Here is a 20,177-nt window from a genome sequence, read left to right on the forward strand (position 1 = left end):
CGGAGCGCTATCCGGCCGGCGGGAACGACACGTGCCAGCGGCTCGTGCGGTGGGTCAGCCGGATCAGCGACAGCGGCGCCACGTCCAGCTGCCACACCGCCGCGTCCGGCAGCCCCAGCGCGTGCGTCAGCGCCGCCCGGACCACCACCGGATGGGCGATCGCCACCGTGCGCTGCTCGCGCTGGCTGTCCAGCCACGCACCCGCCCGCTGCCGCACCGCGGTCAGCGACTCGCCGCCGTGCGGGGCCGCGCCCGGGTCGGTCAGCCACGCCTGCAGACCCTCGGGGTCACGGCCGGCCACGTCGCCCAGGCCCAGCCCGCTCCACGTGCCGAACGCCGGGTCGGCCAGCGCCTTCTCCACCACCGGGTCGTCGTGGCCCAGCGCCCGCGCGGTCTGCAGCGCCGCCTGCGACGGCGCGCACACCCACAGGTCGCCGCGACCGCCGAGGTCGGCCGGGCCGTCCGGGTCGCACAGGGCGAGGGCGGCCCGCAGGCCGCCCTCGTCGAGATCGTCGTCGTCGCCGGCGAAGACCGCCCGGCGCAGCGCCGGGGTGATGGCGGTGGCGAGCAGCCGTACACCGCTCACACGGTCACGGCCCCGGACTGCTCGGCCGGCGCCCGCTTGGCCAGCCTGTCCAGCAGAGCCGCGAATGCCAGCCCCAGCGCGGTCCACAACGTCACCTGGGTGCCGAGCGAGGCCAGCCGGAACGTCCACAGCAGGCCGGCCGGGAACGTGTCGGGCACCTCGTCGAACGAGGGCAGCAACACGTACCCGATCGCGACCACCGCCAGGAAACCGCCCAGCGCCGCCGCGGCCCGCATCCACTCCGGTGCGCCCGCGCGCAGTGAGCGGGACGCCAGCACCCCGGCCCAGACCGCGACCACGCCGATCACCACGATCGACAGCCAACCGATGGTGCGCTGGTTGATCGTCGCGGGATCGCCGACCGCGGGCGGATTGGCCGGATACTTCACGAACGGCACCAGCACGATGCCGAGCAGGGCCGCCCCGGCCAGGCCGAACGCCGCCCGGGTGTCGCTGGAGGTGCGCAACCGCCGGCGCAGCAACGTGTACGCCGTCGCGAGCAACCCGCCCATCGCCACGCCGTACAGGGCCGTGGCCAGGAACAGGCCGCCCTTCTGGCCGGTGCGCGAGACGAGCTCCTCGTCGTGGTGACCGTCGTCGGCCGCGCCGGGGGTCTGCGCGTGGGCCGCGGCTTCCTCGATGGCGATGGCCGCGTCGATCCGGCTCTCCCCGGTGGCGTACGCGAAGACGCCCGCCAGCAGACCCGCGATCAGGCCGGCCAGCAGGCCCCGCAGCAGGATGGCGCCATAAGTCGGGGTGGTGCGGGCCGAGCTCAGTGGCACGGCACGCCGAGCAGGTGGCGGCCGTCGTGCATGAGCTCGTGCAGGTACATGCCGCTCTGCGAGACCGCGCCCTGGTCGAAGGCGACCAGGTAGGCCAGCAGCAGGAGCATGGTGACCGCGCCGACGGCGGTCCAGAGCACCCGCGGTGAGACAGCGGGCGGGTTCAGCGGGCGTACCGACTGAGTGTTGTTCGACATGACTGGGTCAGACCTCCTACCGGGATGACGCGTCCCGTTCAACAGGCCTGCGTACGTGTGAGCGTCCTGACTCACGGAAACCCCGCAGGGCTCCGTTCACAGTGGCGCGACCGCACCGGATTCCCACCGGTTTCCCTCACGACGCCGCAGATGGTCCCCACAACCTAGCGGCGCCCGCCGGAGCCGGTCAATCGAGCCGGTGCTCACAGCATCCGGGTCACCGCCGCCGGGCCGGGCTCGGTAACATCCAAGCCGGTCATGGTGCGGGGGAGTGGCGATGAGGTTGCGCAGGGTGACGGCGGCGCTGGGTGCGCTGACCGGGGTGACCGCCGTGCTGCTGCCGGCCGTGCCCGCCCAGGCCCGGGCCTTCGTCTGCCCCACTCTGCCCGGCCCGGCCGAGGTCAGCGCGGCCAAGCCGTACGAGACGCAGCTGTTCGCCCCGGAACGGCTCGCCCCGTTCGCCACCGGTGCCGGGGTGCGCGTCGCGGTCATCGACTCCGGCGTGGACGCCGACCATCCGCAACTGCGTGACCGGGTCGCCGCCGGCCGGGACTTCCTGCACGGCGACGCGACCGGGCGCCAGGACTGCGTCGGGCACGGCACGGCCGTGGCCAGCCTCATCGCCGCCGAGCCCGTCGCCGGCGCCGGCCTGCGCGGGCTGGCCCCGGACGCGACCATCGTGCCGGTGCGGGTCAGCGAGCAGACCGACACCGACCAGAGCACCGGCGGGCCGGTCAGCCCGGCCAAGTTCGCCACCGCGATCGACTGGGCCGTCGACGAGGGCGGCGCCGACGTGATCAACATGTCGCTGGTGATGACCACCGACGACGGCCGGGTCCGCGCCGCCGTGGCCCGGGCCGTCGCCGCCGGCGTGGTCGTGGTCGCCGCGGCCGGCAACGACGGGCGCCCCGACGACGGCAACCCGCGGCCGTACCCGGCGTCCTATCCCGACGTGATCGGCGTCGGGGCGATCGGCGCCAACGGCGTGGCCGGCGACTTCTCCCAGCACGGCGACTACGTGGACGTGATGGCCCCGGGCGTCGGGGTGACCATCGCCGCGCGCCGCTCCGGGCACACCCAGGGCGACGGCACCAGCTACGCGACGCCGTTCGTGGCGGCCACCGCCGCACTGCTCAAGCAGCGGTTCCCGTCGCTGACCCCGGCCCAGGTGGCCCGGCGCATCCTGGCCACCGCCGACCCGGCCCCCGGCGGGCGGCGCAGCGAGCTGTACGGCTTCGGCGTGCTGAACCCGTACCGGGCGCTCACCGAGACCCTCGGCCCGGAGTCCCCGCCGCCGCCGGCACCGGCGGTCATGCACACCGAGGACCCCGCGGCGCTGGCGCTGGCCGCCCGCCGCGCCCACGCGCAGGACATGTCACTGCTGGTCGCCGGGATCGGCGCCGGCGTGGTGCTGCTGGTCGTGGTCGTCGCCGCCGCCCTGCGCCGGGGCCGGCGCCGCGGCTGGCGCCCGCCCGACCCGGAAGTGCCCTGAGACAGCGAAGGGGGAACGGCATGGACATCCGGGAGATCACGGTCGCCGACGAGGACGCCGGCCCGTACGGCATCACGACCGGCCCCGACGGCGCTCTGTGGCTGACGCTCGTGCACGCCGGGCGGATCGCGCGCCTCACCACCGGCGGCGAGCTGCGCACCTTCGACCTCGGTGCCCCCGACTGCCAGCCCAGCCTGATCACCGCCGGGCCGGACGGGGCGCTGTGGTTCACCCGCACCCAGGACGACCGGATCGCCCGGATCACCACCGACGGCCGGCTCAGCGAGTTCCCGCTGCCCACGCGCGGCTGCGGCCCGTACGGGATCACCGCCGGCCCCGACGGCGCGCTCTGGTTCACCGAGATGAACGCCGACCGCATCGGGCGGCTCAGCCCGGCCGGCGACCTGCGCGAGTTCGACCTGCCGGTCTCGCAGGCCTTCGTCTCGACCATCACCGCCGGCCCCGACGACGCCCTGTGGTTCACCCTCAACCAGGCGAATGCCGTCGGCCGGATCACCACCGACGGCGCGGTCACCGTGCACGACCTGCCCACCCCCGCCGCCGCCCCGGTCGGGATCACCGCCGGCGGCGACGCGCTGTGGTGCGTCGAGATCGGCGCCGGCCAGGTCGCCCGGATCACCCCGGACGGCACGGTGACCGAGTTCGCCCTGCCCGACCGCGCGGCCCGCCCGCACGCGATCATCGCCGGCGGCGACGGCTGCTGGTTCACCGAATGGGGCGCCAACCGCGTCGCGCACATCAGCGCCGACGGCACGATCACCGAGCACGACCTGCCGAGCCCGAAGTCCGAACCGCACGGCCTGACCGTCGGCCCGGACGGCGCCGTATGGGTGGCGCTGGAAACCGGCAAGGTCGCCGTGCTCACCGGCGCGGGCCCGGCGCGATGAGCACCGAGCAGACCGTGCGGGCCTGGCTGCGTGAACGCGGCGCCGAGAGCATCGAGCACCCCGGCGGCACCCTCTCCGCCCACCTGGGCCGGGTCCACGACCGCCTCGGCGCGCTCGGCCACGATCCGCAGGTGCAGCTGGCCGGGCTGGCCCACGCCGCCTACGGCACCGACGGCTTCGACCGGACCCTGCTGGCGGTCGCGGACCGGGCTGTCCTGCGCGAGCTGGTCGGTGAGCGGGCCGAGGCGCTGATCTACCTGTACGGCGCCTGCGACCGTTCCCGCACCTGGCGGGCCCTGCCGGACACCCGGCAGGTGTGGGACCGCTTCACCGGCGACGCTCACGAGCTGGCCCCGGAGCAGACCGGCCCGTTCACCGACCTGAGCATCGTGAACGAGCTCGACGTGGCCGAGCAGGACCCGACGTTCGTCGCCCGCCACGGCGCCTACTTCCGCGAGCTGTTCGCGTCCTGGGCGCCGCTGGCCTCTCCCGCCGTCCTCGCGGAGGCCCGCCGCATCCTGGGCTGAGCCGGCCCGATGGCCGAAATCGTCATGGTCGTGGCGTGGACGCCACCCCGCGTACCCCGCGATCATCGACGCCATGGGGGACCGCCGCATCGCCGTCGTCGTCTACGACGGTTTTCAGTTGCTCGACCTGGCCGGCCCGGCCGACGTGTTCGCCACCGCGGCCCTGATCGCCCGCGGCGGCTACCGCCTCGACGTGTCGGCCGCGGAGGCCGGCCCGGTCCGGGCCCACAACGGCGTCACCACCACCGCGGTGGCCTTCGACGACCTCACCGACATCGACACGCTGCTGGTGGCCGGCGGGCTGTCCGCGCCGCGGCACCTGCACCTGGCCGCGCCGATCGCCCGCCTCGCCGGGCGCGCCCGGCGGGTCGCGTCGGTGTGCAACGGCGCCCTGCTGCTGGCCGAGGCCGGGCTGCTCGACGGGCGCCGCGCGACCACGCACTGGCTGGTCGCCGAGGACCTCGCCGCGGCCTACCCGCGGGTCGAGGTCGACGCGGATCCGATCTACGTGCGTGACGGCACCGTCTGGACCTCCGCCGGGGTCACCGCCGGCATCGATCTGGCGCTGGCGCTGGTGGCCGAGGACCACGGCACCGCCCTGGCCGCCGACGTTGCCCGCGGCCTGGTCGTCTACCTGCACCGGCCGGGCGGGCAGAGCCAGTTCAGCACGCCGATGCGCACCGGCGTCCCGCGCAGTGAACCCCTGCGTGAGCTGCGCGCCTACATCGACGCGAACCCGGCCGCGGACCTGAGCGTGCCGGCTCTGGCCCGGCGCGCGGCGATGAGCGAACGGCACTTCTCCCGCGTCTTCACCCGCCAGGTCGGCATGCCGCCCGGCCGCTACGTCGAGCACAGCCGGGCCGAGGCGGCCCGGCGCCTGCTCGAGTCCACCGACGCGCCGCTGGCCCGGGTCGCCCGCGACTGCGGCCTGGGCCTGCCCGAGACCCTGTACCGCACGTTCCGGCGCCGCTGGCGGATCTCACCGGCCGACTACCGCCGCCGCTTCCAGCACAGAGAGGCCTGAGGCATGCACGTCGCCATCCCGCTCTATCCCCGGTTCACCGCCCTGGACGCCGTCGGCCCGTACACCGTGCTCGGTTTCGCCCCGCAGGTCACCGTGACGTTCGTGGCCGCGGCCCCCGGACCGGTGACCGACGACCTCGGCAGCCTCACCCTGACCGCGACCGCCGGCTACGCCGACCTGCCGCACCCGGAGGTCATCGTCGTGCCCGGCGGCCCCGGCACCGCCGAGGCGATGCACGATCCCGGGCTGCGCGCCTGGCTGCTGGCGGCCCGTCCCCAGTGGATGACCTCGGTCTGCAGCGGCTCGTTCGTGCTGGCCGCGGCCGGACTGCTGGACGGGCGCCGGGCCACCAGCCACTGGGGCTGGCGCGACGGGCTCGCCGCGTTCGGGGCGCAGCCGGTCGAGCAGCGCGTCGTGACCGACGGCCCGGTGATCACCGCGGCGGGCGTCTCCGCCGGGATCGACATGGCGCTGACCCTGCTGGCCCGCCTGCGCGACGACGAGACCGCGCAGGCTGTGCAGCTGGCCGTCGAGTACGACCCGGACCCGCCGTTCACCGCCGGGTCCCCTCGGTCGGCGCCGCCCGGCCTGGCCGAACGCGCCCTGGAACTGATCCGCTGAAGGCTGCCGCAAATCGGTGGAGGCGACGCCGCGGGCCGCCTACCGTGTCCCGCTGTGGACGTCAGGGGAGAGGCCGACGAGCGTTTCGGCGCGGTGGCCGACGTCTTCGCCCGCACCTTCGGCGACTTCCCGGAGCTCGGCGCGGCCGTCACCGTCTACGCCGGCGGCCGCAAGGTGGTCGAGCTGTGCGGTGGCGTCGCCGACGAACGCACCGGCCGGCCGTGGACCGTCGACACCGCGGTGCCGGTGTTCTCGTGCGCGAAGGCCGTGGTGAGCATCTGCACGCACCTGCTCGCCCAGCGCGGCGAGCTCGACCTCGACGCGCCGGTGAGCCGGTACTGGCCGGCGTTCGCCGCGCACGGCAAGGACGGCATCACCGCGCGGATGGTCCTCGGACACCGGGCCGGGCTGCCGGTGCTCGACCGGAGTCTGTCGTTCGAGGAGGTCACCGCGTGGACGCCGGTCGTGCGGGCCATCGAGGAGCAGGCGCCACTGTGGGAGCCCGGCACGGCGTACGAGTATCACGCTCATGTCTTCGGGTTCCTGCTCGGTGAGCTGATCCGGCGGATCACCGGGCTGAGCCCGGGCGCCTGGTTCCGCGCGGCCATCGCGGACCGGCTCGGGCTGCGCACCTGGATCGGCGCACCCCGCGAGGAGCTCGGTGATCTCGCCCGGCTCACCGAAGCGCCGGGCCGCCCGCCGATGCCCGGCCCCGAGACGCTGATCATGCGGATGGTCACCATGAACGGCGCGTTCGTCTTCCCCGGCCTGGACGAGCCGCACGGCTGGAACGATCCCGAGCTGCTCGCCGCCGAGATCCCCGGCGCGGGCGCCGTGTCGTCCGCGACCGGCCTGGCCACGCTGTTCGCCGCCGCCGTGACCGGCGTCGACGGCACCGAGCGGCTGCTGAGCGAGCAGACGGTGACGGACCTGGTCCGTGAGCAGTCCGCCGGCGCGAGCTGGTCCGGGATGGACGCGGGACAGCGGTGGGGCTCGGGCTTCCTGCTCGACTCGGCCTTCCGGGCGCTGCCGGGCGCGCGCAGCTTCGGCAACGACGGCGCGGGCGGGCAGTTCGCCTTCGGCGACGACGAGTACGGCGTCGGCTTCGCGTACGTCGCCAACCGCATGGTCGGCTACGGCGACGCCCGGGCCACCCGCCTCATCGCCGCCGTCCGCGACGCCCTCGGCTAGAGCTGCTTGAGCGCCGCCTCGACACTGTGCGCGGCGGCCGGCACCAGCGGCAGCCGTACGGCGGCAGTCGGGATCCGGCCCTGGGCGTGCAGCACTCCCTTGATCACCGTCGGGTTCGGCTCGGCGAACAACGCCAGCGCCAGCCCAGCCAGCGCATGACCCACCGCCCGCGCCCGTACGGCGTCCCCCGCCGCCCACGCCCGCACCAACTCGGCGAAGCGGTCGGTGGCCACGTGCGCCGACGCCAGGATCCCGCCGTCCGCACCCAGGGCCAGCAGCGGCGACACGAACGCGTCGTCACCGCCGAGCACCGAGAACCCGGCCGGCGGATCGGCCAGCAGCTCCACGGTCGCCGCGTCGATGCCACCGGCCGCCAGCTTCACCCCGGCCACCCCCGGAATCGCCGCCAAGCGCCGCATGGCCACCGCCGACAACGACTGCCCCGTCCGGTACGGTACGTGGTAGACCAGCACCGGCACGGGGCTCGCCGCGGTCAGCGCCTCGAAGTACGCGACAACACCGTCCTCCCCGGGCCGCAGGAACGGTGGCACCAGGCTCAACGCGGCATCAACCCCGGGCCGTTCCCGCAACGCCCGCACCGCCTCGACCGAGTTCGCCCCGACGACCAGCGTGGCGTTGCCGTCCCGGCACACCCGCGTGACCACGTCCAGCACGGCGCGCTGCTCGTCGGCGCTCAGCGACGCCGGCTCCCCGGTCGTGCCCAGCGCCACCAGCCCGGCCGCACCGCCGGCCAGCACCTCCCGGGCCAGCGCTTCCAGGGCGTCCAGGGCCACCGACCCGTCGGCGTCGAACGGGGTGATCAGCGGGACGTACACACCGGAGAAAGTCATGGGCCCAGCCTCTGGCACCAACTGCCATAAGGTCCAGTTCACATTTCTGCGCAGAACCGTAAGCTCAGCTGATGCTGGATGTCCGGCGCCTGCGCCTGCTCTGCGACCTCGCCCGCCTCGACACGATCAACGCTGTCGCGCAGGCGCACATGTACACGCCGTCCGCGGTCTCCCAGCAGCTGTCGGCCCTGGAACGCGAAGTCGGCCTGCCGCTGCTGGAACGCACCGGCCGGCGCGTCGCCCTGACCCCGGCCGGCCGGGTCCTGGTCCAGCACGGCGAGTGCGTGCTGGCCGCGCTCGAGCAGACGACCACCGCGATCGCCGCGCTGGCCACCGGCCTGTCCGGGCCGCTGCGCATCGGCGCGTTCCCCACGGCGGTCCGTACCCTGCTGCCGGCCACCCTGGTCGCCCTGGCCGAACGCCACCCCGGGCTGGAGCTCATGGTCACCGAGCTGGACCCGGCGGCCGTCCCGGACGCGCTGCGCGAGCACCGGCTCGACGTCGGGCTGCTGCACGATTACGACGTCGTCCCGGTCAAGCCCGATCCGATGCTCGACGCCGTGCCGCTGCTGGACGAGACGGTCTACCTGGCGCTGCCGTCGACCGGCTCGGGGTCGCTGCGGGACCAGCGCGACGCGGACTGGATCGTGGCCAGCCCCGGGACGCTGTGCCACGACGTGACCCTGCACGTGTGCCGGGCGGCGGGCTTCACGCCCCGGACCCGGCATCAGGCCGACGACTTCACCACGGTGCTCGCCCTGGTCGCGGCCGGCCAGGGCGTGTCGCTGGTGCCCGAACTGGCCACGGCGAAGCCACCCACCGGCGTCTGGCTCGTGCCGTTGCAGACGCGCCGGCGTACCCGGATCGCGTACCGGGGGGGGGGGGGGGGGGGACCCCCCCCGCCCGCCCCCCCCCCCCCCCCCCTCCCCCCCCCCCCCCCCCCCCCACCCGGCGGTGGCCGCCTTCGTCACCGAGATCCGCGCCGCGAGCAGCGGCTTCGGCGACCCCCGCTGAAAAATCTCCGGATCGCTGCAACCGGCGGGCCGCCCGGCGGCGTGCCACCGGCGGAAGCACGCACCGAGGGAAGCGGGTTCGGCGTGACGGACGAGGATTACAGGGCGTTCTACGCATCGGCGTTCGCCCGGCTGGTCGGGCAGGTCTACCTGCTCACCGGCGATTTCGGCGAGGCCCAGGACGCCGTGCAGGAGGCGTTCATCCGGGCCTGGAGCAGACGCCGGCGCTTCGCTGACGGCGACGAGCCGGAGGCGTGGATCAGGACGGTCGCACGCCGGATCGCGGTCAGCCGCTGGCGTTCCGCCCGGTCGCGGCTGGCGGCGTGGCGGCGGCACGGGCCGATCGCGGACGTGCCCGCGCCCGGGGTGGAGACGCCGCTGATCGTGGCGGCCCTGCAGCGGCTGCCCGAGGAACAGCGGCGCGCGATCGTGCTGCACCACCTGTGTGACCGTTCCGTCGATCAGGTCGCCGCCGAGACCGGGGCGCCGCCCGGCACGGTCAAGGCCCGGCTGTCGCGCGGCCGCGAAGCTCTGCGCCAGATCCTCGACGAGGCCGACACCACCCCGGCCCTGCCCGCCGGGCAGGACACCATCGCGAGCCTGGAGGGCCGTCATGTCTGACCACGAGAACCCCGTCCTGGACAACCCGCTGCCCGAGCTGGAGGCCCTGCTGCGGGACGCGGCCGCCGACGCGCGTCGGCGGACGTTCGTGCCCACGTACGAGACGGTCGAAGGTGTGGCCCGCGGCCGCCGCACAGCGCGAGTGGCCGCGAGCAGCTTGTTCGCGGTCGTGCTCGGCCTGTCGATCGGCGGGGCGGTCATCGCCGGAGCCGGGCGCGGCGACAACGACAGAACGCCGGACCGTCAGCCACCGGCGGCCTCGGCTGTCGCGCTGGATCCGTCGCTGCGCCAGTACCAGACCACGATCCCGGTGCTGACCTGGACACCGGACCCCGGCCGCGACGCCGAGTCGGTCAGCGGCCAGCAGAAGTTCCTCACCGCGGTGTTCTCCGCCCTCGGCCAGGGCGACCACGACTTCTCCCACATCAAGGACCTGAAGCAGGTCTTCGCCGACGCCCCGGCCGGCGGCCCGGCGATCGCCATCGACCAGTCGACCACCAGGGCCCAGCTGGAACGCGCCGCCAGGAACCTGCTCAAGATCGACGGGGTGCGTGACGCGAAGGTCGTCGAGGTCACCGGCCTGTGGTTCACCGTGTCGGCCGCCCGGCCCGCCCTCACCACCGACGGCCGGACCGAGAAGCCGCCGGTCCTGGACCCGGCCGGGCTGAAGATGCGGGGCACCGCCAGCGGCAGCGGCAAGGACAGCGCCACGGGCCGGCCGACGGTCTGGGTCCGAGGCACGTACGTCGGACCGCCCATCACCCGGGCCCTGTTCGATCAGATGCGCCGCCGGGCCGCCGACGCGGTACGCATCGACATCAGCAAGGTCGTCGTCACCGCGGAGTCCGCCGCCTCCCGTCCTACCCCGACGAAGAGCTGAGGCCGCGCAGCAGGGCGTTGAGCCGGGCGGCCTGCCGGGTGAGGTGCTCGCGTTCGGCGAGGCTGGCCGCGGCCTCGGCCGCCGCGGTGTAGAGCCGCGCCGCGGTCACCCGGTCACCGTCACGCTCGTGCAGGTACGCCGCGACGGCCGGGTGGCGCGGCAGCCCGGGGTCCAGCTCCGCCAGGGCGGCGAGTCCGGCGCGCGGACCGTCGGCCTCGCCGACCGCGACAGCCCGGTTGAGGCGGGCCACCGGGCTGTCGGTGAGGCGCACCAGCTCGTCGTACCACTCGACGATCTGCACCCAGTCGGTCTCCTCGGCCGTACGGGCGTCGGCGTGCAGCGCGGCGATGGCCGCCTGGGCCTGGAACTCGCCCAGCCGGTCGCGGGCCAGCGCGGCCTGGAGCACGTCGACGCCCTCGGCGATCAGCCGGGTGTTCCACCGGCTGCGGTCCTGCTCGGCGAGCGGCACGAGCCGGCCGCCGGGACCGGTACGCGCCTCGCGCCGGGCGTGGTGCAGCAGCATGAGCGCGAGCAGACCGGCGACCTCCTCGTCCAGCGTCCGGGCGGCCAGCTCGCGGGTGAGCCGGATCGCCTCGCCGGCCAGGTCCACGTCACCGGAGTAGCCCTCGTTGAAGACCAGGTAGAGCACCCGCAGCACGGTGGCGAGGTCGCCGGGCTGGTTGAACCGCACCCCGGCGACGGTCCGCTTGGCCCGGCTGATCCGCTGGGCCATGGTCGCCTCCGGCACGAGGTACGCCTGCGCGATCTGACGGGTGCTCAGCCCGCCGACCGCCCGCAACGTCAAGGCGACCGCCGAGGCCGGGGTCAGCGACGGGTGCGCGCACAGGAAGTACAGCTGCAGCGTGTCGTCGACCACCTCACCCGGGCCGGGCGGCGGTTCGGCCTCGACGCGTACCTCCCGGTGCCGGCGCGACGTTTCCGCGCGGGTGGCGTCGAGGAACTTGCGCCAGGCCACGGTGACCAGCCAGCCCTTGGGATCGCGGGGCGGGTCACCGGGCCACCCGCGTACGGCTTCCAGCAGGGCGTCCTGCACGGCGTCCTCGGCCGCCGGGAAGTCGGCGCCGCGACGCACGAGAACGCCGATCACCGCAGGGGTGAGGCTGCGCAGCAGGGCCTCGTCCACTTCTCACTCCGTGATGGTCTCGGGCTCGGTGTAGGCCGGGCGCAGTTCGAGCCACTCGTGGATCGGCTTGCCGCCGGCCCCCGGCGCGGCGGACAGTTCGGCGGCCAGTTCCAGAGCCCGCTCGTAGCTGTCGACGTCGATCATCATCCAGCCGGCGATCAGGTCTTTGGTCTCGGCGAACGGGCCGTCGGTGATCGGCGGGCGTCCCTCGCCGTCGGACCGCACGAACGTGCCCTGCGGGGCGAGCGCCTGTTCGCTGACGAACTCGCCGGTGCTCTCGAGCCGGGCGGCGAAGTCACGCATGTACTGCAGGTGAGCCGACACCTCCTGCGGGGTCCACTGGTCCATGGGCACGTCGTTGGGCGGTGCCGGCGCGCCCCGGTAGTGCTTGAGCAGCAGATACTTGGCCATCACGGTCTCCTGTCGGTACGGGTACGGCTCATTGTGCTCAGGCCCGCTGCCGTTCCTCGCGTTGCCGCACCAGTTCCTCGACGGCGCTGGGCAACGTCGTCTCGAAGTCGATGAGCTTGGCCCAGGTCGGTGTCACCACGATGCGGACCATGCCGTCGTACAGGGAGCGCACCTCCGCCTCCCACTGCACCCGCTGCTCGGCGGTCATGGTGTAGGAGCCGTTCATCTGCAGGTACTCCTGCGGGATGCCGTCGACGACGTCGAGCTCGGCCCGGCCGCGGATGAGCAGGATCTTGGGCGGGTGCACCTCGGTGTCGATGGTCAGCGCGACCATCGGGTTGACCCGCAGGGCGGGCAGCTTCGGGGCGTTCTTGCTGGTGCACATGACGATCTGCGAGCCGTCCCAGGTGAACGCGATCGGCACGTTGCGGGGGGTGCCGTCCTTGGCGACGTACGCCAGCCGGGTCAGGTCCCGGGACAGCATCTCCTGGCTGAGCGGCCGGTGCAGAACCTCGGTGATCTCATCCTGGTGCACGGTCATGCCTCTTTCCTCGTCCCCGGCCGCCGGTGGTGGCCGCCGTGTCCCCTGGGACGCAGCCGCCCGGAGGTTCTCGACACGCGACGCTCACCGAGTTCAGAATTTTCCGGTGACGGACACCGACCCCACCCTCGCCCGCATCGCCCGGGGCGTGGAGCTGCACCATCACCAGGGCCGGCCGGACGCCGCCCGGGAGGTGTTCGCCCGGATCTGGGACGAGATCGGCGGCGAACGCGGCGACCCGCTGCACGTCTGCGTCCTCGCGCACGCCATGGCCGACGTGCAGGACGACGTCCGGCAGGAACTGATCTGGGACCAGCGCGCGCTGGCGGCGGCCGATCAGCTCACCGACGCCCGGGTCGCCGAGGCCGGGGTGCCGCTGACGGCGGCCGGCCTGTATCCGTCGCTGCACCTCAACCTGGCCGAGTGCTACCGCAAGCTCGGCGAGTTCGGCCCGGCCCGGGACCAGCTGCGGCAGGCGCAGGCGGGGATCAGCGCGCTCGGCGACGACGGGTACGGGCAGCTGATCAGGAGTGGCCTGGACCGCCTGACCCGGCTGCTGAATGCGGATTAGGGGCGCCGAACCAGGTCGTCAGAGCGTCGAGGAGTCCGTCGGTGCCGTCCGGGCCAAGGGCCCACGCGACGTAGCCGTCCGGGCGGATCAGCAGGGCCTCGGCCTGTGGTGTTCGCGCGTGGGCGTTGATCAGGTCGACGCGGTCGCGCCACCCTCCGATCAGATCGGCCAGGTATCCCGAGCCGGTGAGGTCCACCAGCAGCGGCCGGCCCGCCCGCAGGAGCTCGGCGAGGCGGGTGGCCCGGCTGCCGATCCGCAGGTCGAGCTCCGGCGCGAACCGCCCGGTCATCGCATAGGCGGTGCCGGTGTGCATCCGGTACGCGACGTCCGAGCCGGCCATCAGCCCAGCGATGTGCCCGGTGACCCCGGGAAGGTCGAGCAGCTCGCCGACGACGTGGCGCAATGCGGTGACCGCGGGACCGGGGGACATCAGCGCCAGCTGGGCCTGGGTCTGCATGGTGACCCGCTCGGCGGCCGGTTGACGTTCGGCGTGGTAACTGTCGAGCAGTCCCGGCGGTGCCCAGCCGTGCACCTGAGCGGCGACTTTCCAGCCGAGGTTGGCCGCGTCCTGCAACCCGAGGTTGAGTCCGGGCGCGCCGACCGAGGGATGCACGTGGGCGGCGTCACCGGCGAGGAAGACCCGGCCCTGACGGTACGAGGTCGCTATCCGGGTGTTGGCGACGTACCCGCGGCGCAGCAGGTGCGGCCCCGGCGTCGTCGGTGCGGCCAGCGGCAGGTCCTGCCCGAGGACCCGGTGCAGGCTGTCGCGTACCTCGTCGAGGCTGACCGGGACGTCGTCGTCCGGCGCGGGACCGTTCCACTCGATCACCGACACCATCAGGACACCGGGCCCGTGCGGCACCACCACGTAGGCGCCGCGTTCGGTGCGGTGCCAGGCGTACAGGCCGATCCGCTCGCCGCTGGGCAGCACGACGGCGGCGGCTTCGGTGCTGATCGACGACGCCGGGACGCTCACGTGGGCGGCCCGCGAGACGACGCCCGGATCGGTATGGCCGGCGAACGAAACCCCGATCTGCTTGCGGACGCCGCTGCGCGCGCCGTCGCATCCGACCAGATAACCGGTACGCATCTCGTAGGCGCCGTCCGGGCCCTGCACCTGTACGGAGACACCGTCGTCGTCCTGCCGCAGCTCCAGCAACCGGTGCCCGCGCCGCAGGTCCACGCCCAGCTCCCGGGCCCGCTGCTCCAGCAACGCCTCCAGCTGCGCCTGGCGGATCTGCAGGCCGTACAAGGGATTGCCGGCCAGGCCGGACAGTCTCAACGGCAGCGCACCGAACAGGAAAGCCGGAGCGGCCTGCGGCCGCTCGCTGAGAAGCCCCCGGTGGTCCAGGAAACGCACCACCTGACCGACCAGAGCATTGGCCTTGTACGCCGTGCTGGGCTCGGGCAACTGCTCCAGCACGACCGGGCGCACACCGGCGAGCATCAGTTCGCCGGCCAGCAGCAACCCGACCGGGCCGCCACCCGCGATGATCACCTCATCAGCTGACATGCCGGGCACCATAGCGGCGGCTGACCAGGTCGAACGCCACCACCCGTGGTCGTCGGAAACGGCGCTCGTGAGATAATTGGGTCGACGCCGACGGGTGCGACTTGTAGCTTGCGAACGATCGTGACGCTGCCCGAGGAGGTGAGACCCATGAACGCTGTATCGCTGTGGGTGCTCCCCCTCTCGTCACGGCCGGGCGACTGACGTAGCTGTCGCCGGGAGCGCCTGACCACAGGCACTCCCGAAAGGCAGTCACCTATGCACCCGTCCCTCACGTTCGACGTGATCATCGCCGGCTGCGGTCCGACCGGCGCGATGCTGGCCGCCGAACTGCGGCTGCACGACGTACGGGTCCTCGTCCTGGAGCAGGAAACCGAGCCCGTGTCGTTCGTCCGCATCGTCGGCCTGCATATCCGCAGCATCGAGCTGATGGCGATGCGCGGTCTGCTGGAACGCATCCGCGAACGCGCGCGACAGCGTCCGGCCGCCGGCTTCTTCGCCGCCATCACCAAGCCCGTACCGCCGGGCCTGGATTCCGCCCACGCCTACCTCCTGGGCATTCCGCAGCCGGTCATCGTCGACCTGCTCGAACAACACGCGACCACCCTGGGCGCCCAGATCCGCCGCGGCTGCGCGGTGACCGGTCTCCAGCAGGACGACGACGGCGTGAGTGTCGAACTGGCCGGCGGTGAACGCGTGCGGTCGCGTTATCTCGTCGGCTGCGACGGCGCCCGCAGCACCGTGCGCAAGCTGCTCGCTGTCGCGTTCCCCGGCGAGCCGTCCCGGACCGACACCCTGATGGGCGAGATGGAAGTGGGGGTGACGCCGGAGGAAATCGCCGCCACGGTGACTTCGGTCCGCGACACCCACAAGTCGTTCAGCCTCCAGCCCTTCGGCGACGGCGTGTATCGCGTCGTGGTGCCCGCCGCGAAGGTCAGCGAGAGCGCGGAAGCACCGACGATCGAGGATTTCCGGCAGGAGCTGCGCACGGTCGCCGGGACGGACTTCGGCGTGCACTCCCCGCGCTGGCTGTCCCGTTTCGGCGACGCGACCCGGCTGGCCGAGCGTTACCGGGTGGGACGAGTACTGCTGGCCGGCGACGCGGCACACATCCATCCGCCGGCGGGTGGGCAGGGCCTCAACCTGGGCGTGCAGGATGCGGTCAACCTCGGCTGGAAGTTGGCGGCCCAGGTACGCGGCTGGGCGCCGGAGTCGTTGCTGGACACGTACCAGGCTGAACGTCATCCGGTGGCGGCGCAGGTGCTGGACAACACCCGCGCCCAGATGGCGTTGTCGTCGCCCGAGCCGGGGGCGCAGGCGGTGCGCCGGCTGCTCAGCGAGCTGATGGACTTCGACGAGGTGAACCGCCACCTGATCGAGAAGATCACCGCGATCGGCATCCGGTACGACTTCGGGGCGGGGTCCGATCTGGTCGGTCGCCGTCTGCGGGATGTCGAGGTGAAGCAGGGGCGGCTCTACGAGCTGCTGCATCGTGGTCGGGGGCTGCTGCTGGACCGGACCGAACGGCTGAGCGTCGGCGGTTGGGCGGATCGGGTGGACTACCTCGCGGACCCGACTGCGGCGGTGTCCGTTCCGGGGTTGCTGTTGCGGTCCGACGGTCACGTCGCTTGGCTCGGGGACGACCAGCAGGACCTGGATGCGCAGCTGTCGCGCTGGTTCGGTACGCCTGCCCTCTGAGCAGGACGGCTTTCTATCAGCGATAGCGGCGCCCCCTCGATCGGCCCGGCCAGCCGGCCTTGCCTCAGGCCGTCCTACGGAAGACGCCGACGGTCTCCTGCGGATCGTCGGCGTTCCGAGCGCGACCGCGTCGTCCGTGGATTACCGGATTGCCATTATCGATAATCCGGTAATCCGCGGAGCGCTCAGTGAACGGACAAAACGCCAGTGCACCATAATGACAGTTATGGTGTAATGAAGACGGGTGGTGAAGACACTGGCTCGTCCGCCGGTGTCCGGTCCCGCCGTAAGTGACAATGTCCCTGGGAACCGACACTCTGGACCACCGACCTGACAGGGCGCCCGGCGAAACTGACAAACGTCGGCTGACGGCCCCCGGTTGGGGGGCCCTCGGGCCGACCCATCGGAATGGCAGCCGCAACTCTCATCAGACACTTCCTGCAGGTCAGGGACCTGGACGTTGACAAGCTCACGAAGAGTCTCCTTCCTCGTGAGGGCACCGTTGCCGAAGAGGCCTCCGAGCTGGGCCCGATAGTCCTATGACGTCGGCGCGGCCCCGCCAACCCCGGAGACTCTGATGTGCTGATGTCATACCCGGCGGGGAGGATGGGCGCGGGAGGTACAGATGAGCGACATCGCGGACGTTCCACCCGCCGTTGTGGGCCGGCTCCGGGTGATCTGCGGGGAACTGCCCGAGGCGTACGAGGAGCCGGCGTGGATCGGCCTGCGGTGGCGGATTCGCCGGCGGACGTTCCTGCACGTCTACACCACCGACGAGAGGCGGTCGGCGTACATCGATCTGGATGATCCGGCCATCCTGATGACCTTCCGGGCGCCGCCCGGAGAGTTGGCCGCGCTGGCGCATGCCGGCCCTCCGTTCTTCCGGGCCGATTGGGCTGTAAATGTCGTGGGAATGGTGCTGGACGACGAGACGGACTGGGTCGAGGTTGCCGAGCTGGTGACGGACAGCTATCGCGTGCAGGCGCCCCGCCGCCTCGCGCTCCGGCTGAAGGCAGGTGGATGAACCGCCGGCTACTTCCCCACGTTGCCAGACGATTCCGATGACGACATCACCCAGTGCCGCATGCTCCGGCCGTCTGGCCGGATTTGCGGATGCAGTTCATTCCGGACGTGATCTGCTTCACGAACTGGTAGATGCCTTCGCAGGTCCACCGCGGCGTGACATCGAGGAAGACATCGCGTCGTTCGTTGGGGAAGCCCGCATTGCTGGTCTCTCCGTAGCCGGTCGTAACTACCTCGCCGGTCGGTACCGCGCCCTGACTTGGCAGTGCGGTGCGATGAAGGGCTCCGACAGCAAGATGGGCTGGTCAAGCGCAGGATCGCGAGACCGCCGTCCACGGCGACGCCGCCGTCGAGGCCGATGCCGATGACCGCGGCAAGGTCATCCCCTTCGGCATCTTCGACGCTCGGGCCGAGGCGGAGCGCTGGCCGTGCACGAATGGATCGACCCAGATGATCGACGCACACGCCTTCGGAGCGACCAACCCCGAATTCGCTCCTATCAGATACGGCGGACCCGACGCCGGATGGACGACCCGATGCATCCAATAACCCCAGCTCAACGGAGGCCCACGTTGTCAGATTCACAGGGACCGGACAGTCGGCCCTACGATCGGCTGATGTTCCAGCCGACCTATCCGATGCGGACGCCGCGCCTCGCTCTGCGGCCCGTCACGGTGGATGACCTCGACGACGTCCACGCCTGGCAGAGCCGACCCGACGTCGTCCAGTGGATGGCCGGGGCCGAGCCGCGTACCCGCGAGCAGTCACGGGCCTCGGTGCTGGCCATGGTGGACGAGGACGTGCTGCGGGCCGAGGGCGACTGCCTGACCCTGGCCGCGACAACCGAGGCCGGAGTTGTCGGGACCGTGGAGCTGGTCTGGCGCAGTGAGCGGGACCGGACTGCCGAACTCGGTTACGTCTTCCATCCCGACCACGGGGGCCGTGGGCTGGCCACGGAAGCGGCAGCGGCCCTCCTGAACTGGGGCTTCAACGAGCTCGGCCTGCACCGTGTCTACGCCCGGTGTCACAGCGGCAACGCGGCGTCCGCCCGCCTGATGACCCGGCTCGGCATGCGTCAGGAGGCCCACCACGTGGAGAGTTACCTGTTCCGCGGCACGTGGGCGGACCAACTCGTCTTCGCCGTCCTGGCCCAGGAATGGCGGACAGGGCAGCAGCAGGCGGGCCCGCCGCTGCCCTGACATCGGCCTCAGCCCTCGGCCGGCAGCAACTCGTGCGACCGCGCCGCCGCCACCGCCCGGACCAACCCCACAGCCTCCGCCCGGGACATAGCCGGCACCTGCCGCCCGTCGCGCAGCCGCAACGCCACCAGCCCTTCGGCTTGCTCCCGAGGACCGATCACCGCCACGTACGGAACCTTCCGCCGCGCGGCATCCCGGATCCGCGCTCCCACGGTGCCGTCCCGGTCGACCTGCACCCGCAGTCCCGCCTCGATCGCCTCCCGGGCGAAGTCCTCGGCCGCCTTGTCCTGCTCGGCCCCGATCGGCACCACGCTGATCTGCACCGGCGAGTACCAGACCGGGAACACCCCGGCGTGAATCTCCAGCAGAGCCGCGAACAGCCGTTCCATCGACCCGACCAGGCTGCGGTGCACCATCACCGGGCGGGCCTTCGCGCCGGCCGAATCGGTGTAGGACAGGTCGAACCGGGCCGGCTGGTGGAAGTCGATCTGGATGGTCGACAGGGTGGATTCGCGGCCGGCCGGGTCGGCGATCTGGATGTCGATCTTCGGGCCGTAGAACGCGGCTTCGCCCTCGACTGCCTCGTACGGCACCTCGGCGGCGTCCAGGGCCTCGCGCAGCAGCCGTTCGGCCTGGTCCCAGTCGTCGTCCGCGCCGGCGTACTTGCCGCCGGGGCCGCGCAGGGACAGCTGGTACGACGACACCTTCAGGCCCAGCGCCGCGTGGGCCTGGCGGATCAGGCCCAGCACGGCCGAGACCTCCTGGCCGACCTGGGACACCGGGCAGAAGGTGTGCGCGTCGTTGAGCGAGATCGCCCGGACCCGGCTGAGGCCGCCGAGCACCCCGGAGCGTTCGGCGCGGTACATGCCGCCGATCTCGGCCAGGCGCAGCGGCAGGTCACGGTACGAGCGGGCCCGCGCCTTGAAGATCAGGGCGTGGTGCGGGCACAGGCTGGGCCGCAGGACCAGTTCGTCGCCCAGGTGCATGGGCGGGAACATGTCGTCGGCGAAGTTGCGCCAGTGCCCGGACAGCTCGTACATCGCGCGTTTGCCCAGCACGGGTGAGTAGACGTGCTGGTAGCCGGCGCGCCGTTCGAGGTCGTACAGGTAGCTCTCGACCTCGTGGCGGGCGGCGGCGCCGGCCGGTAGCCAGAACGGCAGGCCCGCGCCGATCAGCGGGTCGGAGTCGAAGATGTCGAGTTCACGGCCGAGTTTGCGGTGGTCCACGTGCATCGGTTTCTCCCTGGGTGCGGGCCCGGCGACCGGCCCAGGGACGACGGACGTGGGGGGGGGGGGGGGGGGGGGGGGGGGGGGGGGGGGGGGGGGGGGGGGGGGGGGGGGGGCGGGGGGGGAGGGGGGGGGGGGGGGGGGGGGTAGGTGGCGGTGCG

Annotated in this window: 21 protein-coding genes, 1 pseudogene and 1 riboswitch; of the genes and pseudogenes, 13 read left to right on the plus strand and 9 right to left on the minus strand. The window is 72.8% G+C overall.

Annotated elements, in window-relative coordinates; genetic code table 11:
* Nucleotides 1–7: 7 nt before the first annotated feature.
* Genes ACZ6S4_RS30335 through ACZ6S4_RS30345 form a run of 3 tightly spaced genes read right to left on the minus strand, consistent with a single transcriptional unit; the run spans nt 8 to nt 1,565 of the window.
* Complete coding sequence (locus ACZ6S4_RS30335; protein WP_465478181.1) at nt 8–586, minus strand: histidine phosphatase family protein; 579 nt, start codon at nt 584–586, stop codon at nt 8–10.
* Entirely contained in the window at nt 583–1,368 is a 786-nt protein-coding gene (locus ACZ6S4_RS30340) for a CbtA family protein (RefSeq protein ID WP_465478182.1), read from the minus strand. The genes ACZ6S4_RS30335 and ACZ6S4_RS30340 overlap by 4 nt, the downstream gene beginning before the upstream one ends.
* Nucleotides 1,359–1,565, minus strand: coding sequence for a CbtB domain-containing protein (locus ACZ6S4_RS30345; protein ID WP_465478183.1), 207 nt, complete (start codon nt 1,563–1,565; stop codon nt 1,359–1,361). The genes ACZ6S4_RS30340 and ACZ6S4_RS30345 overlap by 10 nt, the downstream gene beginning before the upstream one ends.
* Nucleotides 1,566–1,626: 61 nt before the next feature.
* Nucleotides 1,627–1,700, minus strand: a riboswitch (cobalamin riboswitch).
* A 142-nt stretch (nt 1,701–1,842) separates the two neighbouring features.
* On the opposite strand from ACZ6S4_RS30345, the gene mycP reads away from it, so the two are divergent.
* The 6 genes from mycP (at nt 1,843) to ACZ6S4_RS30375 (ending at nt 7,328) form a co-directional block, all read left to right on the plus strand.
* Nucleotides 1,843–3,057 (plus strand): type VII secretion-associated serine protease mycosin, encoded by a 1,215-nt coding sequence (mycP, locus tag ACZ6S4_RS30350; protein WP_465478184.1) that lies wholly within the window; start codon nt 1,843–1,845, stop codon nt 3,055–3,057.
* A gap of 20 nt (nt 3,058–3,077) precedes the next feature.
* Nucleotides 3,078–3,965, plus strand: coding sequence for a Vgb family protein (locus ACZ6S4_RS30355; protein ID WP_465478185.1), 888 nt, complete (start codon nt 3,078–3,080; stop codon nt 3,963–3,965).
* Nucleotides 3,962–4,492, plus strand: coding sequence for a DUF6817 domain-containing protein (locus ACZ6S4_RS30360; RefSeq protein WP_465478186.1), 531 nt, complete (start codon nt 3,962–3,964; stop codon nt 4,490–4,492). Before ACZ6S4_RS30355 ends, ACZ6S4_RS30360 begins: the two co-directional genes overlap by 4 nt.
* A gap of 73 nt (nt 4,493–4,565) precedes the next feature.
* Nucleotides 4,566–5,516, plus strand: coding sequence for a GlxA family transcriptional regulator (locus ACZ6S4_RS30365; RefSeq protein ID WP_465478187.1), 951 nt, complete (start codon nt 4,566–4,568; stop codon nt 5,514–5,516).
* 3 nt (nt 5,517–5,519) lie between these two features.
* Complete coding sequence (locus ACZ6S4_RS30370; protein WP_465478188.1) at nt 5,520–6,137, plus strand: DJ-1/PfpI family protein; 618 nt, start codon at nt 5,520–5,522, stop codon at nt 6,135–6,137.
* A 54-nt stretch (nt 6,138–6,191) separates the two neighbouring features.
* A complete protein-coding gene (locus tag ACZ6S4_RS30375; protein ID WP_465478189.1) occupies nt 6,192–7,328 on the plus strand; it encodes a serine hydrolase domain-containing protein in 1,137 nt (378 codons plus the stop codon).
* Here ACZ6S4_RS30375 and ACZ6S4_RS30380 read toward each other — a convergent pair.
* Nucleotides 7,325–8,179 carry a dihydrodipicolinate synthase family protein gene (locus ACZ6S4_RS30380; protein ID WP_465478190.1) on the minus strand — a complete coding sequence of 285 codons (855 nt, stop codon included), beginning with the start codon at nt 8,177–8,179 and terminating at the stop codon, nt 7,325–7,327. The genes ACZ6S4_RS30375 and ACZ6S4_RS30380 overlap by 4 nt on opposite strands.
* 71 nt (nt 8,180–8,250) lie before the next feature.
* On the opposite strand from ACZ6S4_RS30380, the pseudogene ACZ6S4_RS30385 reads away from it, so the two are divergent.
* The 3 genes and pseudogenes from ACZ6S4_RS30385 to ACZ6S4_RS30395 all read left to right on the plus strand — a co-directional run.
* Nucleotides 8,251–9,075, plus strand: a pseudogene (locus tag ACZ6S4_RS30385) (LysR family transcriptional regulator); the annotation flags it as partial.
* Between the two features lie 201 nt (nt 9,076–9,276).
* On the plus strand, nt 9,277–9,813 hold the full coding sequence (locus ACZ6S4_RS30390; protein WP_465478208.1) for a SigE family RNA polymerase sigma factor: 537 nt from the start codon (nt 9,277–9,279) through the stop codon (nt 9,811–9,813).
* The gene (locus ACZ6S4_RS30395) at nt 9,806–10,693 is read left to right on the plus strand and encodes a hypothetical protein (RefSeq protein ID WP_465478191.1); all 888 of its coding nucleotides are present in this window, start codon (nt 9,806–9,808) and stop codon (nt 10,691–10,693) included. Before ACZ6S4_RS30390 ends, ACZ6S4_RS30395 begins: the two co-directional genes overlap by 8 nt.
* Here the strand turns inward: ACZ6S4_RS30395 and ACZ6S4_RS30400 are convergent.
* Genes ACZ6S4_RS30400 through ACZ6S4_RS30410 form a run of 3 tightly spaced genes read right to left on the minus strand, consistent with a single transcriptional unit; the run spans nt 10,674 to nt 12,789 of the window.
* A complete protein-coding gene (locus ACZ6S4_RS30400) occupies nt 10,674–11,837 on the minus strand; it encodes an RNA polymerase sigma factor (RefSeq protein WP_465478192.1) in 1,164 nt (387 codons plus the stop codon). The two genes, ACZ6S4_RS30395 and ACZ6S4_RS30400, sit on opposite strands and share 20 nt — an antisense overlap.
* A 3-nt stretch (nt 11,838–11,840) precedes the next feature.
* Complete coding sequence (locus ACZ6S4_RS30405) at nt 11,841–12,248, minus strand: YciI family protein (protein WP_465478193.1); 408 nt, start codon at nt 12,246–12,248, stop codon at nt 11,841–11,843.
* A gap of 37 nt (nt 12,249–12,285) precedes the next feature.
* Nucleotides 12,286–12,789: a pyridoxamine 5'-phosphate oxidase family protein gene (locus ACZ6S4_RS30410; RefSeq protein ID WP_465478194.1), complete on the minus strand. Its 504-nt coding sequence runs from the start codon at nt 12,787–12,789 to the stop codon at nt 12,286–12,288.
* Between the two features lie 106 nt (nt 12,790–12,895).
* On the opposite strand from ACZ6S4_RS30410, the gene ACZ6S4_RS30415 reads away from it, so the two are divergent.
* Nucleotides 12,896–13,360: a hypothetical protein gene (locus tag ACZ6S4_RS30415; protein WP_465478195.1), complete on the plus strand. Its 465-nt coding sequence runs from the start codon at nt 12,896–12,898 to the stop codon at nt 13,358–13,360.
* On the opposite strand, the gene ACZ6S4_RS30420 is transcribed toward ACZ6S4_RS30415, so the two are convergent.
* On the minus strand, nt 13,314–14,873 hold the full coding sequence (locus ACZ6S4_RS30420; RefSeq protein ID WP_465478196.1) for an FAD-dependent monooxygenase: 1,560 nt from the start codon (nt 14,871–14,873) through the stop codon (nt 13,314–13,316). The genes ACZ6S4_RS30415 and ACZ6S4_RS30420 overlap by 47 nt on opposite strands.
* A gap of 255 nt (nt 14,874–15,128) precedes the next feature.
* On the opposite strand from ACZ6S4_RS30420, the gene rox reads away from it, so the two are divergent.
* The 3 genes from rox to ACZ6S4_RS30435 all read left to right on the plus strand — a co-directional run bounded on the left by rox (nt 15,129) and on the right by ACZ6S4_RS30435 (nt 18,790).
* Nucleotides 15,129–16,568, plus strand: a complete 1,440-nt coding sequence (rox, locus tag ACZ6S4_RS30425; protein ID WP_465478197.1) for a rifampin monooxygenase — start codon at nt 15,129–15,131, stop codon at nt 16,566–16,568.
* A gap of 625 nt (nt 16,569–17,193) precedes the next feature.
* Entirely contained in the window at nt 17,194–17,592 is a 399-nt protein-coding gene (locus ACZ6S4_RS30430; RefSeq protein WP_465478198.1) for an MmcQ/YjbR family DNA-binding protein, read from the plus strand.
* A 616-nt stretch (nt 17,593–18,208) separates the two neighbouring features.
* Complete coding sequence (locus ACZ6S4_RS30435; RefSeq protein ID WP_465478199.1) at nt 18,209–18,790, plus strand: GNAT family N-acetyltransferase; 582 nt, start codon at nt 18,209–18,211, stop codon at nt 18,788–18,790.
* A gap of 8 nt (nt 18,791–18,798) precedes the next feature.
* Here ACZ6S4_RS30435 and thrS read toward each other — a convergent pair whose 3' ends face one another.
* Complete coding sequence (gene thrS / locus ACZ6S4_RS30440; protein ID WP_465478200.1) at nt 18,799–20,022, minus strand: threonine--tRNA ligase; 1,224 nt, start codon at nt 20,020–20,022, stop codon at nt 18,799–18,801.
* Nucleotides 20,023–20,177: the final 155 nt, after the last annotated feature.

This window comes from Actinoplanes sp. NPDC051405 (assembly GCF_055586185.1).

Excerpts from the sequence above, each read along its gene's own strand:
- ACZ6S4_RS30345 (WP_465478183.1), bottom strand. The coding sequence starts at position 1,565 with ATGTCGAACAACACTCAGTCGGTACGCCCGCTGAACCCGCCCGCTGTC.
- ACZ6S4_RS30360 (WP_465478186.1), top strand. The coding sequence starts at position 3,962 with ATGAGCACCGAGCAGACCGTGCGGGCCTGGCTGCGTGAACGCGGCGCC.
- thrS (WP_465478200.1), bottom strand. The coding sequence starts at position 20,022 with ATGCACGTGGACCACCGCAAACTCGGCCGTGAACTCGACATCTTCGAC.
- ACZ6S4_RS30395 (WP_465478191.1), top strand. The coding sequence starts at position 9,806 with ATGTCTGACCACGAGAACCCCGTCCTGGACAACCCGCTGCCCGAGCTG.
- ACZ6S4_RS30355 (WP_465478185.1), top strand. The coding sequence starts at position 3,078 with ATGGACATCCGGGAGATCACGGTCGCCGACGAGGACGCCGGCCCGTAC.
- ACZ6S4_RS30365 (WP_465478187.1), top strand. The coding sequence starts at position 4,566 with ATGGGGGACCGCCGCATCGCCGTCGTCGTCTACGACGGTTTTCAGTTG.
- rox (WP_465478197.1), top strand. The coding sequence starts at position 15,129 with ATGCACCCGTCCCTCACGTTCGACGTGATCATCGCCGGCTGCGGTCCG.
- ACZ6S4_RS30420 (WP_465478196.1), bottom strand. The coding sequence starts at position 14,873 with ATGTCAGCTGATGAGGTGATCATCGCGGGTGGCGGCCCGGTCGGGTTG.
- ACZ6S4_RS30380 (WP_465478190.1), bottom strand. The coding sequence starts at position 8,179 with ATGACTTTCTCCGGTGTGTACGTCCCGCTGATCACCCCGTTCGACGCC.
- ACZ6S4_RS30435 (WP_465478199.1), top strand. The coding sequence starts at position 18,209 with ATGTTCCAGCCGACCTATCCGATGCGGACGCCGCGCCTCGCTCTGCGG.
- ACZ6S4_RS30370 (WP_465478188.1), top strand. The coding sequence starts at position 5,520 with ATGCACGTCGCCATCCCGCTCTATCCCCGGTTCACCGCCCTGGACGCC.
- ACZ6S4_RS30405 (WP_465478193.1), bottom strand. The coding sequence starts at position 12,248 with ATGGCCAAGTATCTGCTGCTCAAGCACTACCGGGGCGCGCCGGCACCG.
- mycP (WP_465478184.1), top strand. The coding sequence starts at position 1,843 with ATGAGGTTGCGCAGGGTGACGGCGGCGCTGGGTGCGCTGACCGGGGTG.
- ACZ6S4_RS30430 (WP_465478198.1), top strand. The coding sequence starts at position 17,194 with ATGAGCGACATCGCGGACGTTCCACCCGCCGTTGTGGGCCGGCTCCGG.
- ACZ6S4_RS30410 (WP_465478194.1), bottom strand. The coding sequence starts at position 12,789 with ATGACCGTGCACCAGGATGAGATCACCGAGGTTCTGCACCGGCCGCTC.